The sequence below is a fragment of the Streptomyces sp. NBC_00286 genome, from assembly GCF_036173125.1.
In the GTDB taxonomy this organism is placed as follows: domain Bacteria; phylum Actinomycetota; class Actinomycetes; order Streptomycetales; family Streptomycetaceae; genus Streptomyces.
On sequence record NZ_CP108054.1, the window covers coordinates 906,623 to 923,996 of the forward strand.

Consider the following 17,374-nt stretch of genomic DNA (forward strand, 5'->3'; position numbering starts at 1 on the left):
CCTCCAGCGCAACGACTCAGGCGCGCAAGGGACGCCGACTCTCATCGTGGTTCCCTGTCGAGAGCATCCGCCGACTTCAATCTGGAAGCTCTCCCCTGCTGGAATGCCCGATCGCCCACTCCTGACCATGTTGGACGGCCGTGGGCGGCGCCGATCGCGTCCGTCTACAACTTGCCTGTCCTGAAATCTGCGCTGCTCTTGAGGACCGCGGAGTCCATGCTCCAATTCTCAGGCTGGACCCTCTCCCAGAGACTTCCCTTGCCGAGTTCCCTTCCCAACTGGTCTTCGCGGCGGAACCACTCCTCAGCGCTTCTGATCCTGTTGGGGTGGATTTCGTCGAGCAGGGCGTAGTCCCTGGTGATGATTCCGTGCTTCCACACGTTCCAGAAGCCCGTGAAATTGTCGCGGAAGCTCATGGTGCTCTTGTCGTTGGGATCGGCGTTGTATCCGGCAGGGTGATCAGCGATCCCCTTCAGGTCCGGACTGTTCCAATAGGCGTCCAGATCGGTGTCGATGTACTGGGCCGGATGCCCGGTGACTTTCTCGAATGCCGCAGCCATATCGGTGTAGGTCATGTGCTCGATGGCGACTTCGAGGTCCATGCCATTGGCCCGTTCCGGGTGGTCGAAGAGCCAGCGTACATAGAATCCGCAGTCTTCGAGAGCGACATGCGGAACGGCTCCCTTACCAAGCGGAACTCGCCAGGTGACGACGCCGTCCTCGATGCTGGGTTGCATGGGCGTGAGCGGTGAGATCACCATCTCGATGTAGGGACCCGAGGTGAAGACCGCTGCTCCCATGCGGTCCCTGTTCTTTTCGTTCTGGAACAGTACCCATTCGGCCATGCGGCCTTTTCCGTCATAGTGGCCGGTACGGAACCTGGAGTCGTAGCCCGACTTCTTGAGGGCGTAGTCGAGGTTTCCGTAGACGAAGAACTTGATTCCTTCTTCGATCGCTATCTCGTACGCGCGGATGGCCCAGTAGGTCTCGGCCTTCTCGCCGGTGTTGAACCCGTCGATATTGATGAACGCTCCGTCGCAGCCGCGAAATCCTTCACGCAGCACGTCCTCGTCGGCGAATGACCCCTCGAGGATGGAGACGTTGCCGAGCGCGAGGAGAGCCTGGGCCCGGGGGGAGGTGGCATCCGAACCTGCCGTGGCGCGAGGTCACCGACTACATTGTCTCGGAAACGACCAAACGCCACCATGCGGCCACCATATTGCGGAGCCACTTCGGGCAAACGGCTGAAATACGCAAGGTATTTCTCTACGTTGACCACGTCGAACATGTTCAGGGCGTAAAACGTCTTCTTCTGCGAATTCTCACTCATTCCCAATACCTCTCCGGTCTCAGGAAACTGGCGTTCGCTGCCCTAGGCGGGCGCGGGGAGTCGGCAGCAGGGCGCCGGCATTGTTGCTGACGATGGTGACGTCGGTCGCGATGTGCGCCACCTCGGAGACCGACTGCGAAGAAAGCACTTCCGGCACTCGGGTGAATACTGAATCCACCGGAAAACCTGCTGGATACATTACGAAACCGCACGCGATCACCCTTCGGTCCGCGACGAGAAACCGATCGGTTCCGTCATCGTAAACCGATCGGTTTTCGCGCGCAAGTCTGGGCGAAGACGGTACACGCAGGGGCCTCGCGGTTCGCCGCTGGTTTGCAGCTGGGCGCTCCGGCGGCATCTGGCCGTGCCGGCGCCTCCCTGCCCTGGCTACCTGTGGCAGACCTCAGGGAACCGCCTCGGTGCCACCTTGGCCTCGTGTGCTGCGGAAACCAGCCGTCAGAGGTCGAGGACCAGGCGGTTGCCCTTGGCTCGGGAGACGCAGATCATCATGGTGTCGCCTGCGGCGCGCTCCTGGGCGTCCAGGACCGAGTCGCGGTGGTCGATCTCCCCGGACAACACCTTCGTCTCGCAGGTTCCGCAGATTCCTTCCTCACACGATGTCATCACCGGCACACCGGCACCTTCGACGGCCTCAAGAATGGACATGTCCTCAGAGACCATCAGCTTTCTGCCGGACTGGGCCAGCTCGACCTCGAAGCTGCTCTGCGGCCCGGCGGTGGCGTCCTTCTTCGGGGCGAAGCGCTCCAGGTGCAGAGATCCGCTCGGCCACTTCTCGCAGCCGGCCTCGACAGCCGCAAGCAGCGGTTCCGGACCGCAGGCGTAGACGGCTGTCTTCCGCTGCGGCTTGCCGAGTAGCGAAGGCAGGTCCAGCAGCCCGTACTCGTCCTGGGGCCGCAGGCTCACCCGATTTCCGTAGGCCCGCTGCAGGGTCTCGCCGAACGCCATCGAAGCTCGGGTGCGGCCCCCGTAGAGGAGGCGCCAGTCCGCGCGGGTCGCGTTGACCGCTGCCAGCATGGGCAGAATGGGGGTGATCCCGATGCCGCCCGCGATGAACAAGTACTTCTTGGCCTTCACGAGCGGAAAGTGGTTGCGTGGCCCGCTGATGCGCACCGACTCACCTTCGGCGAGCCCGTCGTGCACGTGACTCGAACCGCCGCGGCTTTCCGGTTCACGCAGCACCGCGACCTGAAGACGGGACCGGTCCCCCGGGTCCCCGCACAGTGAATACTGCCGGACCAGGTCGGCTCGCAATATCAGGTCGATGTGTGCTCCCGGCTGCCATTCCGGCAGTGGACGGCCTTCCGGGTCGCGCAGCGTCAGCAGCACGACGCCTTCGGCCATCGTTTCCTTACGTTCCAATACGAGGTCGAGCTCGACTTCGGTGCTGAGAGGGCTCATGATCCGCCTTTCCTTTCTCACAGTGATGATTCGGTGATGCTTTCTTCCTGACCGATCAGGACGGGAAGCAGCGGCCGAAGTCGCGCAGCAGTCGGGGGGATCCCTGCAGCTTGATCTGGCGACGTACCAGTGCCCACGCCAACAGTGACGGCTTGGCGAGGAAGCGCAGCCAGGTGCGCGTGTCGGCGGTGATCCTGAGATCCGGTTCGCCGTGATGTCCGTCGGAGACATCGAGTTCGCGGTCGCGGATGGTCACGGTGATCTGCCGGGACTCGTCGCCGGTGAAGGTGAAGTGGTAGGTGGCGGACATGTCCTTGGCCTGTTCGCGCTGAAAGATCAGCGGCAGGCCTTCCACCAGACCGTCGATGCTGTTCGCACGCAGACTCATCGCCACATGCTTTGTGCGCTTGTTCGGGAAGCGGTCGGCCACATGCTGCTCGGCGTCGGAACCCGGGACGACGTAGACGGTCTCCTCCTTGTCCGTCAGTGGGCGCACGACCTGGGTCAGATGCGCCTTGCGATCGTCCAGCCAGGGGCCGATGACGTCCTCGCCGGCCGGGCAGACCGACATGCAGTAGGCCGCTTTGTAGTTGGCGCCGAAGGACAGGCTCTGCCACATCGAGGCGCTCTCGCTGTCACTCACTCGCGAGCGGTAGTCGTGGGCGTTACGGCTTTCGGCGACCTGTTCGGCCCAGTCGCCGAAGCCACCCATGAACTCGCGGTAGTTGTGCGTGTAGCAGGCGGAGAAGTTGAAGTGGCCGTCGGAGGCGATCGCCCCGGTCGGGCAGGCGGTCACGCACAGCTTGCATTCCAAGCAGGGGTTGTACTCGATAGGCCGGGTGTATTCGCTGACCTCGGCGTCTATGAGGATCGTGCCGAGCAGGATGAAGTTGCCGAATTTCGGGTGGATGACGTTGCGGTGGATACCCATCTTGCCGAGTCCGGCCGCCACGGCGACCGGCTTGTGCGAGACGACCCACGCCTTCCTGGGGAACTTGTCCATCTCCATCGGAAACCCCATCGCGGGGTTGATGGCGCGCACGCCCGTCGCTTCCAGCTCGCCCACCACGTGCCGGCCGATCTCGTTGGAGTGGTCGCCGGTGTGATGGAACTCCAGGTTGGCGACCGAGCGTGCGGGAGTGCGGATGTTCTCCCGGTTCATTCGGGACACGATGCTGATCAACGTTCGGACGCCCGGCAGCGCGGCGCTCAGGTCCTCTCGCTGGTCGGCGATGTCCGCCCGGTCGATCTCGACGAAGCCGACGTCGTCCGCACCCGCATCGAGACACAGCTGGCGCAGCCACGACGCGTCCAGCGGCTCGGTGGGGCGGGCAACCGTGCGGTCGCGCCGGCGGGCTTGGACGACGGTGGGATGGTCTTCGAGCTTTTTCCTGGCCATCGAGCGTCACCTCACGGGGGCGGGATACGTACGAGTTTCATGAAGCAACCCGCACCCTAGCGGGGCGAGTTTCGTGAAGCAACTTACGGTCGAGCTGTGATCACCCCGCTGAGTCTTCTGCTGGATGCGGCTGCAACTGCCCAGCACAGAGGGGTAGTTCGGCGTGCTACATGCGCCGAACCGCGGGAACGGCGCGTACTTCTAGCAACTACGGCAGCGAAGAGGGGGGCGTGCTCTGGTAGTTCACGCCTGGCGGGGAGGGGTGGGAGATGCGGCACGAGCTCGTCATCTGGCTGGCCGTCCACCACCGCGCCTGCCACAGAAGACGGAAGAAGGGCGGCTTACCGCGGCGTCGGCAAAGCAATCGGGCGGCATGTCGAAGCAGATCCCCGGCGGCGGAACAGACGTCACGCGGGCCGCGCACTGATCGCGACTCGGTACACGCCCCAGCTGGTGGTGGCGAGTCCATCGAGGAACATTTCGGATGTCAGGCCGGCGAGTCGGTGAGTGCCGGGCCGGGAAGCAGCTGCACGGCGTCCGGGCCCACCACTTCTCCACAGTGGGTGCACACGAGCTGTTCCCGGACGTTACCTCCGCATCCGACATGGTTCGTGATCCGCGGAGGGCCGGCCGGATCCCCGGCGTGCTCATCGCCCCAGTGCATCAAAGAAAGCACCGCCGTGAGCAAGTCCTTGGCCTTGCCCGTCGGCCGGTACTCATAGCGGGCGGGCCGCTCCTGGTAACAGACCCGATCCAGCAGCCCGTCGTCGACCAGCTTGGAGAGACGGTTGGTGAGTACATTGCGGGCGATACCGAGACTGTCCTGAAATTCCTCGAACCGGCGCAGGCCGAGCTGCGCGTCGCGAATGATCAGCAAGGTCCAGCGCTCGCCCACAATCTCCAGAGTCCGGGCGATGGAGCACAGCTGACTGTCGTATGTTCGGCCCAACATGCTGCGAATTTAGCACGTTGCGTCAAGCAACTGACGGCTTCGAGTCGAAGTTCATCACGCTCCATCCCCGTACGGAATGGGGGTGGCCACAGCGCTCTGGGGGCGATCATGCCACCGCGTTCAACAGGTCGGCCACCACCTCCGGGCTCTCGAGCGCGATGAAGTGGTGCGCTCCTGGCACCTGTGTGAAATCGGCGGCGGGCAGCAGCCTCTTGTTGGCCTCGCGGTCCGAGGGCCGGGACCAGTCGTTCTCCCCGTAGACGAGGTGAACGGGGGCCTTGACCTCGGGGTAGCGCGCGCGGGCCGCGATGAGGCCGGCCATGTTCCGGTACAGAGCGCGGGCGACGATCGGGAAGCCGGGACGCCTGCCCGACTGGAGGAGCTCGTCCACGTAGTCCTCCCGAAAAGCGGTCTTGTCGCCCACGCCGCCCTGCAGGATTCTGCGCAGGACGGGCTTGGGTTCCTGCTGGGCGATCACCGGGCCCACCCCAGGAGCGATGATCCCGCCGGTCACCACGCGCGCGAGGACACTGGAGCGGGCGATGCCGTCGCGGTAGTCGTACGCGTTCACCGCGACGACGCGCCGTACCCGCTCCGGGAGATCGGCCGCGGCGGTCAGGGCGAGCACCCCGCCCAACGACTCCCCGACCAACGTCACGTCGTAGAGGTCGAGTTCGCTCAGGAGCCGCTCGACTCCCGCGCGCAGCGCCGGCTCTTCGTAGGACGCGCCGGGCACGATCTCCGAGTAGCCCATCCCCGGCAGATCGAGGGCGTACACGGTGTACCGGTCCGCGATCAGCGGGATGAGGTGGCGGAAGTGCTCGGCCTGCGTCCGCAGAGTGTGCAGCAGGAGCAATGGGGCGCCGGTGCCCGCCTTGAGGTAGCGCAGGGTTCCCTCGCGGCTATGGCGTCCTGCACGTGGGGCGATGGTGTGGCTGGTGGTCCCCGGAATGTGAATCGTGGGACGCGACTCGTGGTTGGACATCTCGCCGACTCCTGACGTGTGAACTGTGGATGTGATTCAGGTGTGAGTACGGCAGGGCGGGGGACGCCGCCGTAGAAGTTGGTCTCGAACTCCCGGCGTACGTCGTCGAGCGGGGAGTCGAGGAAGGAGGCGCCGACCGATGCGCTGACGTTGTTGATCAGCACGGCGGTCATGGCTGCCTCCACAAATGAGAAACCGATCGGTTTCCGACAAGGTAAACCGATCGGTTTTGAGGTGCAAGTGCAAGCAGGAGCTGATGCGGGTCGGTGAGGCTCTAGTAGACTGTCGCGACTAAGTGTCGTTCTGGTTGGTGGAGTTGGGGTCGGGCAGGCTTCGCTTGATGCTTCCGTTCGGCCGGGCAGGGGTGCCGTGTCCTCGCAGAAGAAGTATCCGGTTGTCTTGAGTGCCGAAGACCGTCGGGCGTTGGAGCGTGTGACGACGACGGGGGTCCGCAGCGCGTCGATGATCAGGCGGGCGCGGGTGCTGCTCGCGTTGGACACCTCGGCCGGCGAGGTCGCTCCGCGGGCGGTGATCGCGGAGCGGGTCGGGGTCTCGTGCGATTCGGTCCGCCTGATCTCGAAGCGGTACGCGGAGACCGGCGGCGATGTGTGGGCCACGGTCGGCCGGAAGGAACGCGCACTGCCGCCGGTGCCCTCCCCGGTGACCGGCGAGGTCGAGGCAAGGGTGATTGCGCTGGCCTGCTCGAAGCCGCCCAAAGGACACGCCCGCTGGTCGCTGCGCCTGCTGGAGAAGCACGTCGCGCTGGCCGAGGACATCCCGGATCTGGACCACTCCACGATCGGGCGGGTCTTAAAAAACGGAACTGCGCCCTCACGTGAAGAAGTGCTGGACCATCCCGCCCGCTGCGAATGCGGCCTTCGCCGCGGCGATGGAGGATGTCCTGGCGGTCTACCACCGGCCCTTCGACCCGACGCGCCCGGTGGTGTGCATGGACGAGAAGCCGTACCAGTTGCTCGGCCACGTCCGTGATCCGCTTCCCGCGCGGCCGGGCCGTGACCGCCGCGAGGACAACGAGTACGTCCGCTCGGGGACCTGCTCGATCTTCTGCTGGGTCGAGCCGCTGCGCGGATGGCGACGCGTGGACGCGCAGCCCCGCCGGACCAGGGTCGACTGGGCGCACCAGGTCGAGCACCTGCTGACCGTGGACTACCCCGACGCCGCCACGGTCGTGCTGGTGATGGACAACCTCAACACCCACACCACCGCCTCGCTCTACGAGGCGTTCGACCCGGCAAAGGCCTTCGCGCTGACCCAGCGCCTGGAGATCCACCACACCCCCAAACACGGGTCCTGGCTCAACATCGCCGAGATCGAGCTCTCCGCGCTCACCCGCCAGTGCCTGGACCGCCGCCTCGACGACCTCGCCGTACTCAACGCCGAACTTGCTGCCTGGCAGCAACAGACCAACAGCAACCAGCGCCAAGTCGACTGGCAGTTCACCACCGACGACGCACGCGTGAAACTACGCCACCTCTACCCAACCACACAGCGAAATTAAGCCGCGACAGTCTACTAGTGGCAGGTTCAGCAGCGGGGATGCCGGGCCACGATCTCGCCGCCGCGGGCGAGGACCATTGGTGCCGCAGGGCACGGTCGCCATCCCGCCGATCGCCGCGGGGGCGACGGCGTAGTCGCAGGTGTCGACGCACGTCCCACCCCGCCTCCAGGACGGACGTGTCAACGGGTGGCCCCGTGAGCATCCCGGCCCGATCCGCCTCCCACCCGTCGCTCGGGCGGTTTCCAAAGCGCGCTGGACGTGCCCGTCGGCGACCTTCAGTCAGGCGTCCAGCTGGGTGTTGAAGTCGTCGGGGGGCGGTGAAGTGACGGCTCGGCAGGAAGGAGGTCTCCAGACAGCCGTTGGCCCTCTCGACCAACCCATTGGCTTCTGAATCCGGGGCGGCACAGAGGAATCCTGATGGATAGCAGGCCCGCGAACGCGGCGAACTGAGAGGCGATCCCTGCCCTTGCCGGCGCTGGCCTCGTTGTCCCAGATGCCAGCGAGCTGGTGGCCAGGAGTTGGCTAGGGATTCGTCCAGGCCCCGGGGTCCTCGGCCAGGCCCATGACCTCGTCGGGGAGTTTGGCCGCGGCCACGTCGGCCAGGGTGACCTCGCCGAGGATCTTCCGGACGTTGGCGCGTACCGCGATCCACAGGGGCAGCAGGGATTCCGCGGGGCCGCAGTAGGAGAGCTCGGGCGGGCGTACGCCCCGTACGGACACCAGTGGTCCGTCCGCGACCCGGATCACGTCCGCGATGGCGATCGCGTTCGCGGGGCGGGCCAGCCGGTAGCCGCCTTTCCCGCCCCGTTGGCTGACCACGAGACCGCCTCGGCGGAGGTCGCCCAGGATGCCCTCCAGGAATTTGTGCGGGATGCCCTGTGCCTGGGCGATCGCCTCGGCCTTGACCGACGTGTCCTCACCTGCCGCAGCCAGCTCCAACGCCGCCCGTACCGCATAGTCCGCCTTCGCCGAGATCCGCATGCCGCGATTATCCGCCACGGCGGCGTACGACGGTCACCGGTCACCGATCGCGGGATCGGCGCGCGGTCAGGTGGAGAGGGTGAACGGCGGGTGTGCACCGTTGAGGTAGTAGTCCCCGACGTCGCGGAGTCGGTCGCCGACGGGTTCGCGCAGGGTGTGGGTCCGGGCGTTGCGCCAGAAGCGGTCGAATCCGTGGCGCGAGGTGGCGGCGCGGGCGCCGATGGCGTCCAGGGCACGTGTGGTGATCTCCTGCACGGCCCGGGAGGCGGCGGCTTCGGCCGCGCCCGCGAGTACGGCGATCTCCGCGCACTCGTCGTCGTCGAGGTCCTCGCCCCGCGCGAGGCCACGCATCAGGGCGTCCACCGCCTGGTCGGTGAGAGCGGATGCGGCGTGTGCGGCGACGGCGAGTTCGCCGTAAGCCGTCAGCACGTACGGGTCCTGCGGCGGGCTGCCCGGCCAGGGCTGTTGCGGGGCTGGCTGCCAGGGAGAGTCGAGGGTTCTGCTGTACTCGCGGGCAGTCCGATCCGCTTTCTCGATCTCCACGCCCTGATCGACGTACCCTCAACAGGGTTGTAGATCAAGGAGATTGACGGTTCCCCGGAGAGGCAGGCACATGAGGCACGATGAGCTGATCCGGCCGCTGCCGGAGTTGCTGAAGACGCACGCCGAGCAATCGGGGGAACGTGTCGCCTTCGCCGACTCCTTACGCAGCGTCACCTACGCCGAGCTGGAGCGGCGCACCGGCAGGCTGGCCGCGTATCTCGCCCGGACGGGCGTCGGCCGCGGTGACCGGGTCGCCTTCTGTCTGGGCAACTGCGTGGAGATGGTGGAGAGTTGCCTCGCCGTCGTCAGGGCGGGAGCGATCGGCGTCCCTCTCAATCCTCGGTGCTCCGACTCCGAGCTCGCCCACTTCCTCGAGGACAGCGGCGCTTCCGTCGTCGTCACCGACTCCGCGCACCTTGCGCAGTTGGGGCGCCTGGGTCCCGCGTACCGCCGGCTGCGCGTCCTGCTCACCGGTACGGGGCCGGTCCCCGCGGACGCCCCCGACGGCACGGTCCTCTTCGAGAGCGCGGCCGAGGACGACGAGCCCGGCCACGCGCCCCGGGACGACCTCGGGCTCGACGAGCCGGCCTGGATGCTCTATACCTCCGGCACCACACACCGCCCCAAGGGAGTGCTGTCCACGCAGCGCAGCGCCCTGTGGTCGGTGGCGGCCTGCTATGCGCCAATCTTCGGACTCTCACCCGAGGACCGGCTGCTCTGGCCACTGCCGCTGTTTCACAGTTTCGGTCACTCCCTCGCGATTCTGGGTGTGACGGCGGTCGGTGCGAGCGCCAGGATCGCGGACGAGCTCCTGCCGCCCGGCGGTCTGTTGGGAGCACTTGCCGCACCGCCGGAAGAACTCGGCGGTCCCTTCACCGTCCTGGCCGGGGTGCCCGCGACGTACCACCAGCTGGTGGCATCGGCCGAACAGGCCCCGGCATCCTCAACAGGGTTGCGGACGTGTGTCGTGGCGGGCGCACCGAGTTCCCCGTCGTTGCGCCGGGCGGTCGAGGAGGCGCTGGGGGCGCCGCTGCTCGACGCGTACGGCAGCACCGAGACCTGCGGCATGATCGCGGTGAACCGGCCGGAGGGGCCCAGAGTCGAGGGTTCCTGCGGACCGCCGGTCCCGGGCATGGACGTACGGGTCGTCGACCCGGGCACGGGCAACGATGTCAGGGACAGCGATGAGGGCGAGATCTGGGTGCGCGGGCCGGGCCTCATGTCCGGGTACCACAACCAGCCCGAGGCGACGGCCGCCGCGCTGAAGGACGGCTGGTACCGGACCGGGGACCTCGGCCGCCGCGTCGAGCACGGGCATCTCGTCCTCACCGGCCGGGTCAGCGAACTGATCATCCGCGGTGGCGAGAACATCCACCCCACGGAGGTCGAAGAGGTCCTGCTGCGCTGTCCCGGCGTGGCCGACGCCGTGGTGGTGGGCATGCCGCATGACGTCCTCGGTGAGGTACCGGTCGCCTTCCTCGTCCCCGGCCCGGACGGAATCGACCACCAGCGGGTACTGGCCGACTGCCGCGCCCGGCTGTCCGACTACAAGGTTCCCGCCGAGATCCACGAGATCGCCGCCGTCCCGCGCACCGCATCCGGCAAGATTGCCCGACACGCGGTCATCCCGGGACTGGCCAGGCCCGCACCCGACGTCCGCTTCGCCGCCCCTGCTTCCCTGACGGCGGCCCCGGCCGACGGTGCCCTGCACGACCGGCTCCTGTCCCTCTCACACGAGGCACAGGAACGCGCCCTGCGCGAAACGGTACTCACCGAGACGGCCACGGTCTGCGGACACGAACCACCCGACCGGCTCGACGCGGACAGCCCCTTCACCGACCTCGGTCTGACCTCCATGGGCGCCCTCACGCTGATCGACCGGCTGAGCGCACAGGCCGGACTGCGCCTGCCGACGACGCTGGTCTTCGACCACCCCACACCGGCCGACGTGGCCCGGTACCTGCGGGACGCCCTCTTCTCCCCCGAGACCCACCGCCATGCCCCGGCTCGCCGGGATCCCGGACCGGACGACGAGGACCCCGTGGTGATCGTCGCCATGGGCTGCCGCTATCCCGGCGACGTCAACTCCCCCGACGAACTGTGGCAGTTGGTGTCGGAAGGCAAGGATGCGATTTCGCAGTTCCCGGCCGACCGGGGCTGGGATCCGGCCACCCTGTACGACCCGGATCCCGACCGGATCGGCACCACGTACACCCGTAGCGGCGGATTCCTGCGCCGGGCCGCGGAGTTCGACGCGGGGCTGTTCGGGATCTCGCCCCGTGAGGCGCTGGCCATGGACCCGCAGCAGCGGCTGCTCCTCGAGACCTCTTGGGAGGTCTGGGAGCGGGCCGGAATCGACCCGGCGTCGCTGAAGGAGAGCGACACGGGGGTGTTCGTCGGGGTGATGTACGGCGACTACTCCGCCCGGTTCACCCGCCCCCACGAGTTGGAGGCGCACCTGGGCCTGGGCTCGGCGGGCAGCGTGGCCTCCGGCCGGATCTCGTACGCGTACGGCCTGCGCGGTCCCGCGATCACGGTCGACACCGCGTGCTCCTCCTCGCTGGTGGCGCTGCACTGGGCGGCGAGGGCGCTGCGCTCGGGCGAGTGTTCGCTGGCCCTGGCCGGCGGGGTCACCGTGATGGCGACGCCGAGGCCGTTCCTGGCGTTCAGCAGGCAGCGCGGCCTCTCCCCCGACGGCCGCTGCAAGTCGTTCTCGTCGTCGGCGGACGGTACGGCCTGGGGCGAAGGCGCGGGACTGGTGCTGCTGGAGCGGCTGTCCGACGCCCGGCGCAACGGTCACCCGGTGCTGGCCGTGCTGCGCGGTTCCGCGGTCAACTCCGACGGCGCGTCCAACGGACTGACGGCGCCCAACGGGCAGGCACAGCAACGGCTGATCAGGCAGGCGCTGGCCGATGCCGGGCTCCGCACGAGCGACGTCGACGCGGTCGAGGCCCATGGCACGGGCACCACGCTGGGTGACCCCCTCGAAGCACAGGCGCTGTTGGCCACGTACGGCCAGGGACGGACCGAAGAGCAGCCGCCGCTGTGGCTGGGATCGGTCAAGTCCAACCTCGGGCACACCCAGGCGGCAGCGGGAGTCGCCGGGGTGATCAAGATGGTGCAGGCCATGCAGTACGGGGAACTGCCCCGCACCCTGCACGTGGAGACGCCGACCCCGCATGCGGACTGGTCTTCCGGCCGGGTGGAACTGCTCACCTCGCCCCGGCCATGGCCGTCGGCGGACCGGCCACGTCGCGCCGGGGTGTCGGCCTTCGGGATCGGCGGGACCAACGCGCACGTGATTCTGGAGGAGCCACCGCCGTCACGCGCCGAACGGGTCTCCGAGAAGGAGATGCCGTACGACAAGGACGCGCCGTACGACGGTGAAGCGCCGCACGGCAGTGACGTGCCGTGCGACGGTGCGGTCCCCTGGCTGCTCTCCGGAGCCGACGAAGCCGCCCTGCGCGCCCAGGCGCAACGGCTGGCGGCCGCGGTGGAGACCGGGCCGGAACTGTCCTGCGCCGACATCGGGTTCACACTGGCCGCGTCACGGGCGGGATTGCCCCACCGGGCGACGGTGCCGGCCGGGGACCGGGCGCGGATGCTTCAGGTGCTGCAGGCGCTCGGCGAGGGCACGGATGGTGGCGCGGTGAGGGGCATTGCGGATCCGGGTGTCCGTACGGCGTTCCTGTTCACCGGCCAGGGAGCTCAACGCGCCGGTATGGGACGGGAGTTGTACGCGGCATTCCCTGCCTTCGCCACGGCCTTCGACGACGTGTGCCGGGAGCTGGACGACCGTCTCGAACGACCGCTGCGTACGGTGATGTTCGCCGAGCAGGATTCGCCGGAGGCCGCCCTTCTCGACCGAACGGACTTCACTCAGGCCGCTCTGTTCGCCTTCGAGGTCGCCCTGTTCCGGCTGCTGGAGTCCTGGGGGATGCGGGCCGACTTCCTGGCCGGGCACTCCGTGGGGGAACTGGCGGCGGCCCACGTCTCCGGCGTCCTGGATCTGGCCGACGCCGCGGCGCTCGTCGCGGCCCGCGGGCGGCTGATGCAGGCGTTGCCCGAGGGCGGGGCGATGGTCGCCCTGCAGGTGGCGGAGGAGGAGGTCGTGCCCGCGCTGGCGGACGTCGGGGACCAGGTGGCGGTCGCCTCCGTGAACGGGCCGGAGTCTGTGGTGATCTCCGGCGCGGAGGACGCGGTACTCGCCGTCGCGGCCGGGTTCGAGGCGCGCGGACGCAGGGCCGTACGCCTGCGCGTCGGCCACGCCTTCCACTCGCCTCTGATCGAGCCGATGCTCGACGAGTTCCGCCGGGTCGCCGAAGGGCTGACCTTCCGGCCGCCGCGGATCCCGGTGATCTCCGCCGTGACGGGGCGGCAGGCGAACGCCGAGGAGCTGTGCTCCCCCGAGTACTGGGTACGGCACGCCCGCCTGCCGGTGCGGTTCGCCGACGCCGTGCGGCGCCTCGATGACGAGGGGGTGTCCGCCTTTCTGGAGCTCGGGCCCGGTCCTGTACTCACGGCGATGGCCGAAGAGTGCCTGACCGCCACGGACGGTGGTGTCGCCGGAGAGTGCGTCGCGGCCACCCGGGGCGGCCAGCGGGAAACGGAAACGTTGCTGTCAGCCGTGGCCCGCCTGTACGTGCGCGGGGTGAAGGTCAACTGGCCGACGGTGTACGCGAACACCGGGGCGCGACGGGTGGACCTGCCGACGTACGCCTTCCAGCGGCAGCGGTACTGGCTGGACGTACCGCACACCCCCGAGGCAACGGCCGACGCCCACCTGCTCGGCCCGGCCTTCGCGGTACCGGGCACCGACCGGACCGTGCTCTCCGGGCTGCTCTCCACCACGCACCATCCCTGGCTCGCCGACCATGGGATCGCCGGGACGGTCCTCGTACCCGCGACGGTGTTCGTGGAGATGGCCGTCCGGGCGGGCGATGCGGTGGGCTGCGACATGCTGGACGAACTCGTGGTCCTGGCACCGCTGGTTCTGCCCGCCGCGACCGGGATACGCGTCCAGGTCGTGGTGGGGGCGGCGGACGACTCCGGCCGCCGCGCGGTCGACATCTACTCCCGGCTTGAGGATTCCGCGGCAGAAGGGCTGGAGACGGACTGGATCCGGCATGTCACCGGGTTGCTGGGCCGGGCGTCGGACCAGGCTGCGGAGAGCGGGCTGACGCCCTGGCCGCCGCGGGACGCCGCCGAAGTGGACCTCTCCGACGCGTACGACACCCTGGCGGACGGTGGTTTCGCCTACGGCCCGGCCTTCCGGGGCGTACGGGCGATATGGCGGCGCGGCGAGGAGCTCTTCGCGGAAGCACGGCTCCCCGAGCCGCAGGCGGCGGACGCCCATCGCTTCGGGATCCATCCGGCGCTGCTGGACGCGGCACTGCACAGCGCCCTGCTCGCCGACCCTGAACCCGACGCGGTCCGGGTGCCGTTCGCGTGGAACGGCGTACGTCTGCACGCCACCGGAGCCTCGGAGCTGCGCGTACGAGTCGCGCCGGCCGGGACGGACACGGTCACACTGACGCTGGCCGACCCGGAAGGGCGCCCGGTGGCGCGGATCGACTCACTCTCCACTCGCGAACTGCCCGCCGGACAGGGCCACTTGGCGGACGAGGCAGTACGGCGCGCCTTGCTGCGCCCGGACTGGGTCGCCGTCGAGCCGCCCACGGACGCGGATCACGGAGTCTGGACGGTCCTCGGCCCGGACGAACTGAACCTCGGCGAGTTCCTTCCCACCATCACGGACCCCACGGCATCCGAACCGGGCATCGTGGCCCTCACGGAACTCGGCCCGGCGACGGATTCCGATCCACTGTCCGCCGTACACCACCTGACCAGCAGGGTGCTTCAGACCCTGCAGAACTGGCAGGACGATCCGCGGACCGCGGGGTCACGGATGCTGGTGGTGACGAGGAACGCCACCGCACCGGCGCCGGACCTGGCAGGTGCCGCGGTCTGGGGACTGGTGCGTACGGCGCAGTCGGAGCTGCCCGGCCGGGTCGTCCTGGTCGACGTGGACGGTCAACCGGAATCCCTGCGACTGCTCCCCGCCGCTGTGGCCACCGGCGAGCCCCAACTGTCCGTCCGCGCAGGGCAGATGGCAGTTCCACGACTGGTCGGAGCGGCCACGGATAACGAGGACACCGGAAGCGGCTCGTTCGGTCCAGACGGCACCGTACTGATCACGGGAGGCACCGGGGCCCTGGGCTCCGAAGTGGCCCGGCACCTGGTCACCGCGTATGGCGTACGGCATCTGCTGCTGACCGGACGTAGCGGCCCACAGGCACCCGGCTCCGACGAACTGCGCACCGTACTGGAGGAGTTGGGAGCCCAGGTCCGGATCGTCGCCTGTGACGCCGCCGATCGCTCCGCGCTGGCCGAGGTGATCAAGAGCTGTGAGCCCCCGCTCACCGCCGTGGTACACGCCGCGGGCGTACTCGACGACGGCGTACTGGCCGCGCTGACGCCCGAACGGATGGCGGCGGTACTGCGGCCGAAGGCGGACGCGGCCTGGAACCTGCACGAACTGACCCGGGATCTGGACCTGTCGGCGTTCGTCCTGTTCTCCTCGGCGTCGGGCATGCTGGGCCGAGCCGGCCAGGGCAACTACGCGGCGGCGAACTCCTTCCTGGACGCGCTCGCCCGCCATCGCACCGCACTCGGGCTGCCTGCCGTGTCCCTGGCCTGGGGGCTGTGGGAGCTCGGCGGCGGTATGGCTGCCCAGCTCGCGGAGAGCGGACAGTCCTCGGCATCCCGTTCCCGCGATGGGTTCCGGGCGCTCTCCCCGGCGCAGGGGCTGGCGCTGTTCGACGCGGCACTGGGCGCGGGAGAACCCGTACTGGCCCCGATTCTGCTGGACCGGACAAGCCTCCGGTCCGCCGGAGACGACCTCCCGCCACTGCTACGCGGGCTGGTGCGCCCGGTCCGGCCGACGGCCGGCGGATCCCATCGAGGTGCCGATCCCGGAACCGGCTCCGCACAGCAGGTGTTGGAACCAGGAGCGTGGCGGAAGCTGCTGGCCGAGCTGCCCGCCGGTGAACGGGAGGCGGCGCTCGCAGAGTTGCTGCGCGGTGACGTGGCCACGGTTCTCGGATACCGCGACGCCGCCGCGCTGCCGACCGGGAAGACCTTCGCCGACCTGGGTTTCGATTCCCTGACGGCGGTTCAGGTCCGCAATCGGCTGAGCATGGCCCTGCGGCTCAGGCTGTCCGCCGCCGCGGTGTTCGAGCATCCCACGGCGGAGGGACTGGCCCGGCATCTGCTCGGCCTGCTGGACGATTCGCTGCCCGCGCCGGAGCCGGAACGGCACACGCCGGAGCCGCACACGCACACCCTCTCCTCGCTGTTCCGGAAGGTCAGCGAGAGCGGTCGCGCGGTGGCGGCGATGCACATGCTGGTAACCGCGTCCTATGCGCTGCCGACGTACGGTGCCGCCGCCTGCCGCGATCACGCGCTGCCCCCCATCCGCCGAGCCGGCGGAAGCGGCGACTCCGGCCGCCCGACGATCGCCTACTTCCCGGCCTACCACCCCTCGCACCCGTCCGACGGCGGCGAATTCCCCCATTTCCACGGCCACTTCCAGGGCGAACTGGACGTCCTGGAATTCCCGCACCCCGGCATCGGAGGGGGCGCCGCGGTGCCGGAGGACCATGCCACGCTGGCTCGCACGCACGCCGAGTCCGTGCTGCGGCATGTCGGGGGCAAGCCCTTTGTGATCGTGGGAAGTTCCGCGGGCGGCAATGTTGCCCACGCCGTGGCCCACCACCTGGAGAGCCTCGGCACGGCTCCCGCCGGCCTCGTCCTGATCGACACGTACCACATCAACGAAGACAACACCGACAAGGACTGGCTGGTCTCCCTGGCCGCCCCGGCAGTCCAGGGCCTCGGACAGCCCGCCTTCGCCGCGGACGACGACGGCGCCCTGGCCGCGATGGGCGCGTACAACCGCATCTTCCTCGGCTGGGAACCCGAGCCGGTCGACACCCCCATCCTCCTGGTACGCGCGACCCAGCCCGCCCCGGCCATGACGGCGTCCACGGACGCGCGGAACGGGAACTGGCGAACGTCCTGGCCACTCCCCCACGACTGCGTGGACGTGCCCGGCGACCACCTGACGATGATGCGGGAGCACGCCGGGACCACGGCGTCGGCCATCCGTACCTGGATCGCCTCACGCACGGCGAACTCACGCAAGGCGAAAGGAAATCAGTGAGTCTCTCGAAGCACACAGAGAG

The 17,374-nt window shown here is 68.6% G+C and carries 7 protein-coding genes and 4 pseudogenes; 3 read left to right on the top strand and 8 right to left on the bottom strand.

Annotation, left to right across the window (positions count from 1 at the left end; translation table 11 throughout):
• Positions 1–164: 164 nt before the first annotated feature.
• The 6 genes and pseudogenes from OHT21_RS04315 to OHT21_RS04340 all read right to left on the bottom strand — a co-directional run.
• A pseudogene (locus OHT21_RS04315) lies at positions 165–1,121 on the bottom strand (NmrA family NAD(P)-binding protein); the annotation flags it as partial.
• A gap of 665 nt (positions 1,122–1,786) precedes the next feature.
• A complete protein-coding gene (locus OHT21_RS04320; RefSeq protein WP_328766868.1) occupies positions 1,787–2,749 on the bottom strand; it encodes a PDR/VanB family oxidoreductase in 963 nt (320 codons plus the stop codon).
• A 55-nt stretch (positions 2,750–2,804) separates the two neighbouring features.
• Positions 2,805–4,148, bottom strand: coding sequence for an SCP2 sterol-binding domain-containing protein (locus tag OHT21_RS04325; RefSeq protein ID WP_328766869.1), 1,344 nt, complete (start codon positions 4,146–4,148; stop codon positions 2,805–2,807).
• Positions 4,149–4,635: 487 nt separating this feature from the next.
• Positions 4,636–5,100 (bottom strand): winged helix-turn-helix transcriptional regulator, encoded by a 465-nt coding sequence (locus tag OHT21_RS04330; RefSeq protein WP_328766870.1) that lies wholly within the window; start codon positions 5,098–5,100, stop codon positions 4,636–4,638.
• Between the two features lie 106 nt (positions 5,101–5,206).
• Complete coding sequence (locus OHT21_RS04335) at positions 5,207–6,085, bottom strand: alpha/beta fold hydrolase (RefSeq protein ID WP_328766871.1); 879 nt, start codon at positions 6,083–6,085, stop codon at positions 5,207–5,209.
• A 68-nt stretch (positions 6,086–6,153) separates the two neighbouring features.
• Positions 6,154–6,249: pseudogene (locus tag OHT21_RS04340) on the bottom strand (short-chain dehydrogenase); the annotation flags it as partial.
• Between the two features lie 298 nt (positions 6,250–6,547).
• On the opposite strand from OHT21_RS04340, the pseudogene OHT21_RS04345 reads away from it, so the two are divergent.
• Together OHT21_RS04345 and OHT21_RS04350 are read left to right on the top strand one after the other, a co-directional pair.
• Positions 6,548–6,838 (top strand): annotated as a pseudogene (locus OHT21_RS04345) (helix-turn-helix domain-containing protein); the annotation flags it as partial.
• A gap of 82 nt (positions 6,839–6,920) precedes the next feature.
• Positions 6,921–7,604, top strand: a complete 684-nt coding sequence (locus OHT21_RS04350; protein ID WP_328766012.1) for an IS630 family transposase — start codon at positions 6,921–6,923, stop codon at positions 7,602–7,604.
• Between the two features lie 522 nt (positions 7,605–8,126).
• Here OHT21_RS04350 and OHT21_RS04355 read toward each other — a convergent pair.
• Together OHT21_RS04355 and OHT21_RS04360 are read right to left on the bottom strand one after the other, a co-directional pair.
• Positions 8,127–8,585 (bottom strand): RrF2 family transcriptional regulator, encoded by a 459-nt coding sequence (locus OHT21_RS04355; protein WP_328766872.1) that lies wholly within the window; start codon positions 8,583–8,585, stop codon positions 8,127–8,129.
• Positions 8,586–8,651: 66 nt separating this feature from the next.
• Positions 8,652–9,101, bottom strand: a pseudogene (locus OHT21_RS04360) (acyl-CoA dehydrogenase family protein); the annotation flags it as partial.
• 97 nt (positions 9,102–9,198) lie between these two features.
• On the opposite strand from OHT21_RS04360, the gene OHT21_RS04365 reads away from it, so the two are divergent.
• Positions 9,199–17,352 carry a type I polyketide synthase gene (locus OHT21_RS04365; RefSeq protein ID WP_328766873.1) on the top strand — a complete coding sequence of 2,718 codons (8,154 nt, stop codon included), beginning with the start codon at positions 9,199–9,201 and terminating at the stop codon, positions 17,350–17,352.
• Positions 17,353–17,374 lie beyond the last annotated feature (22 nt).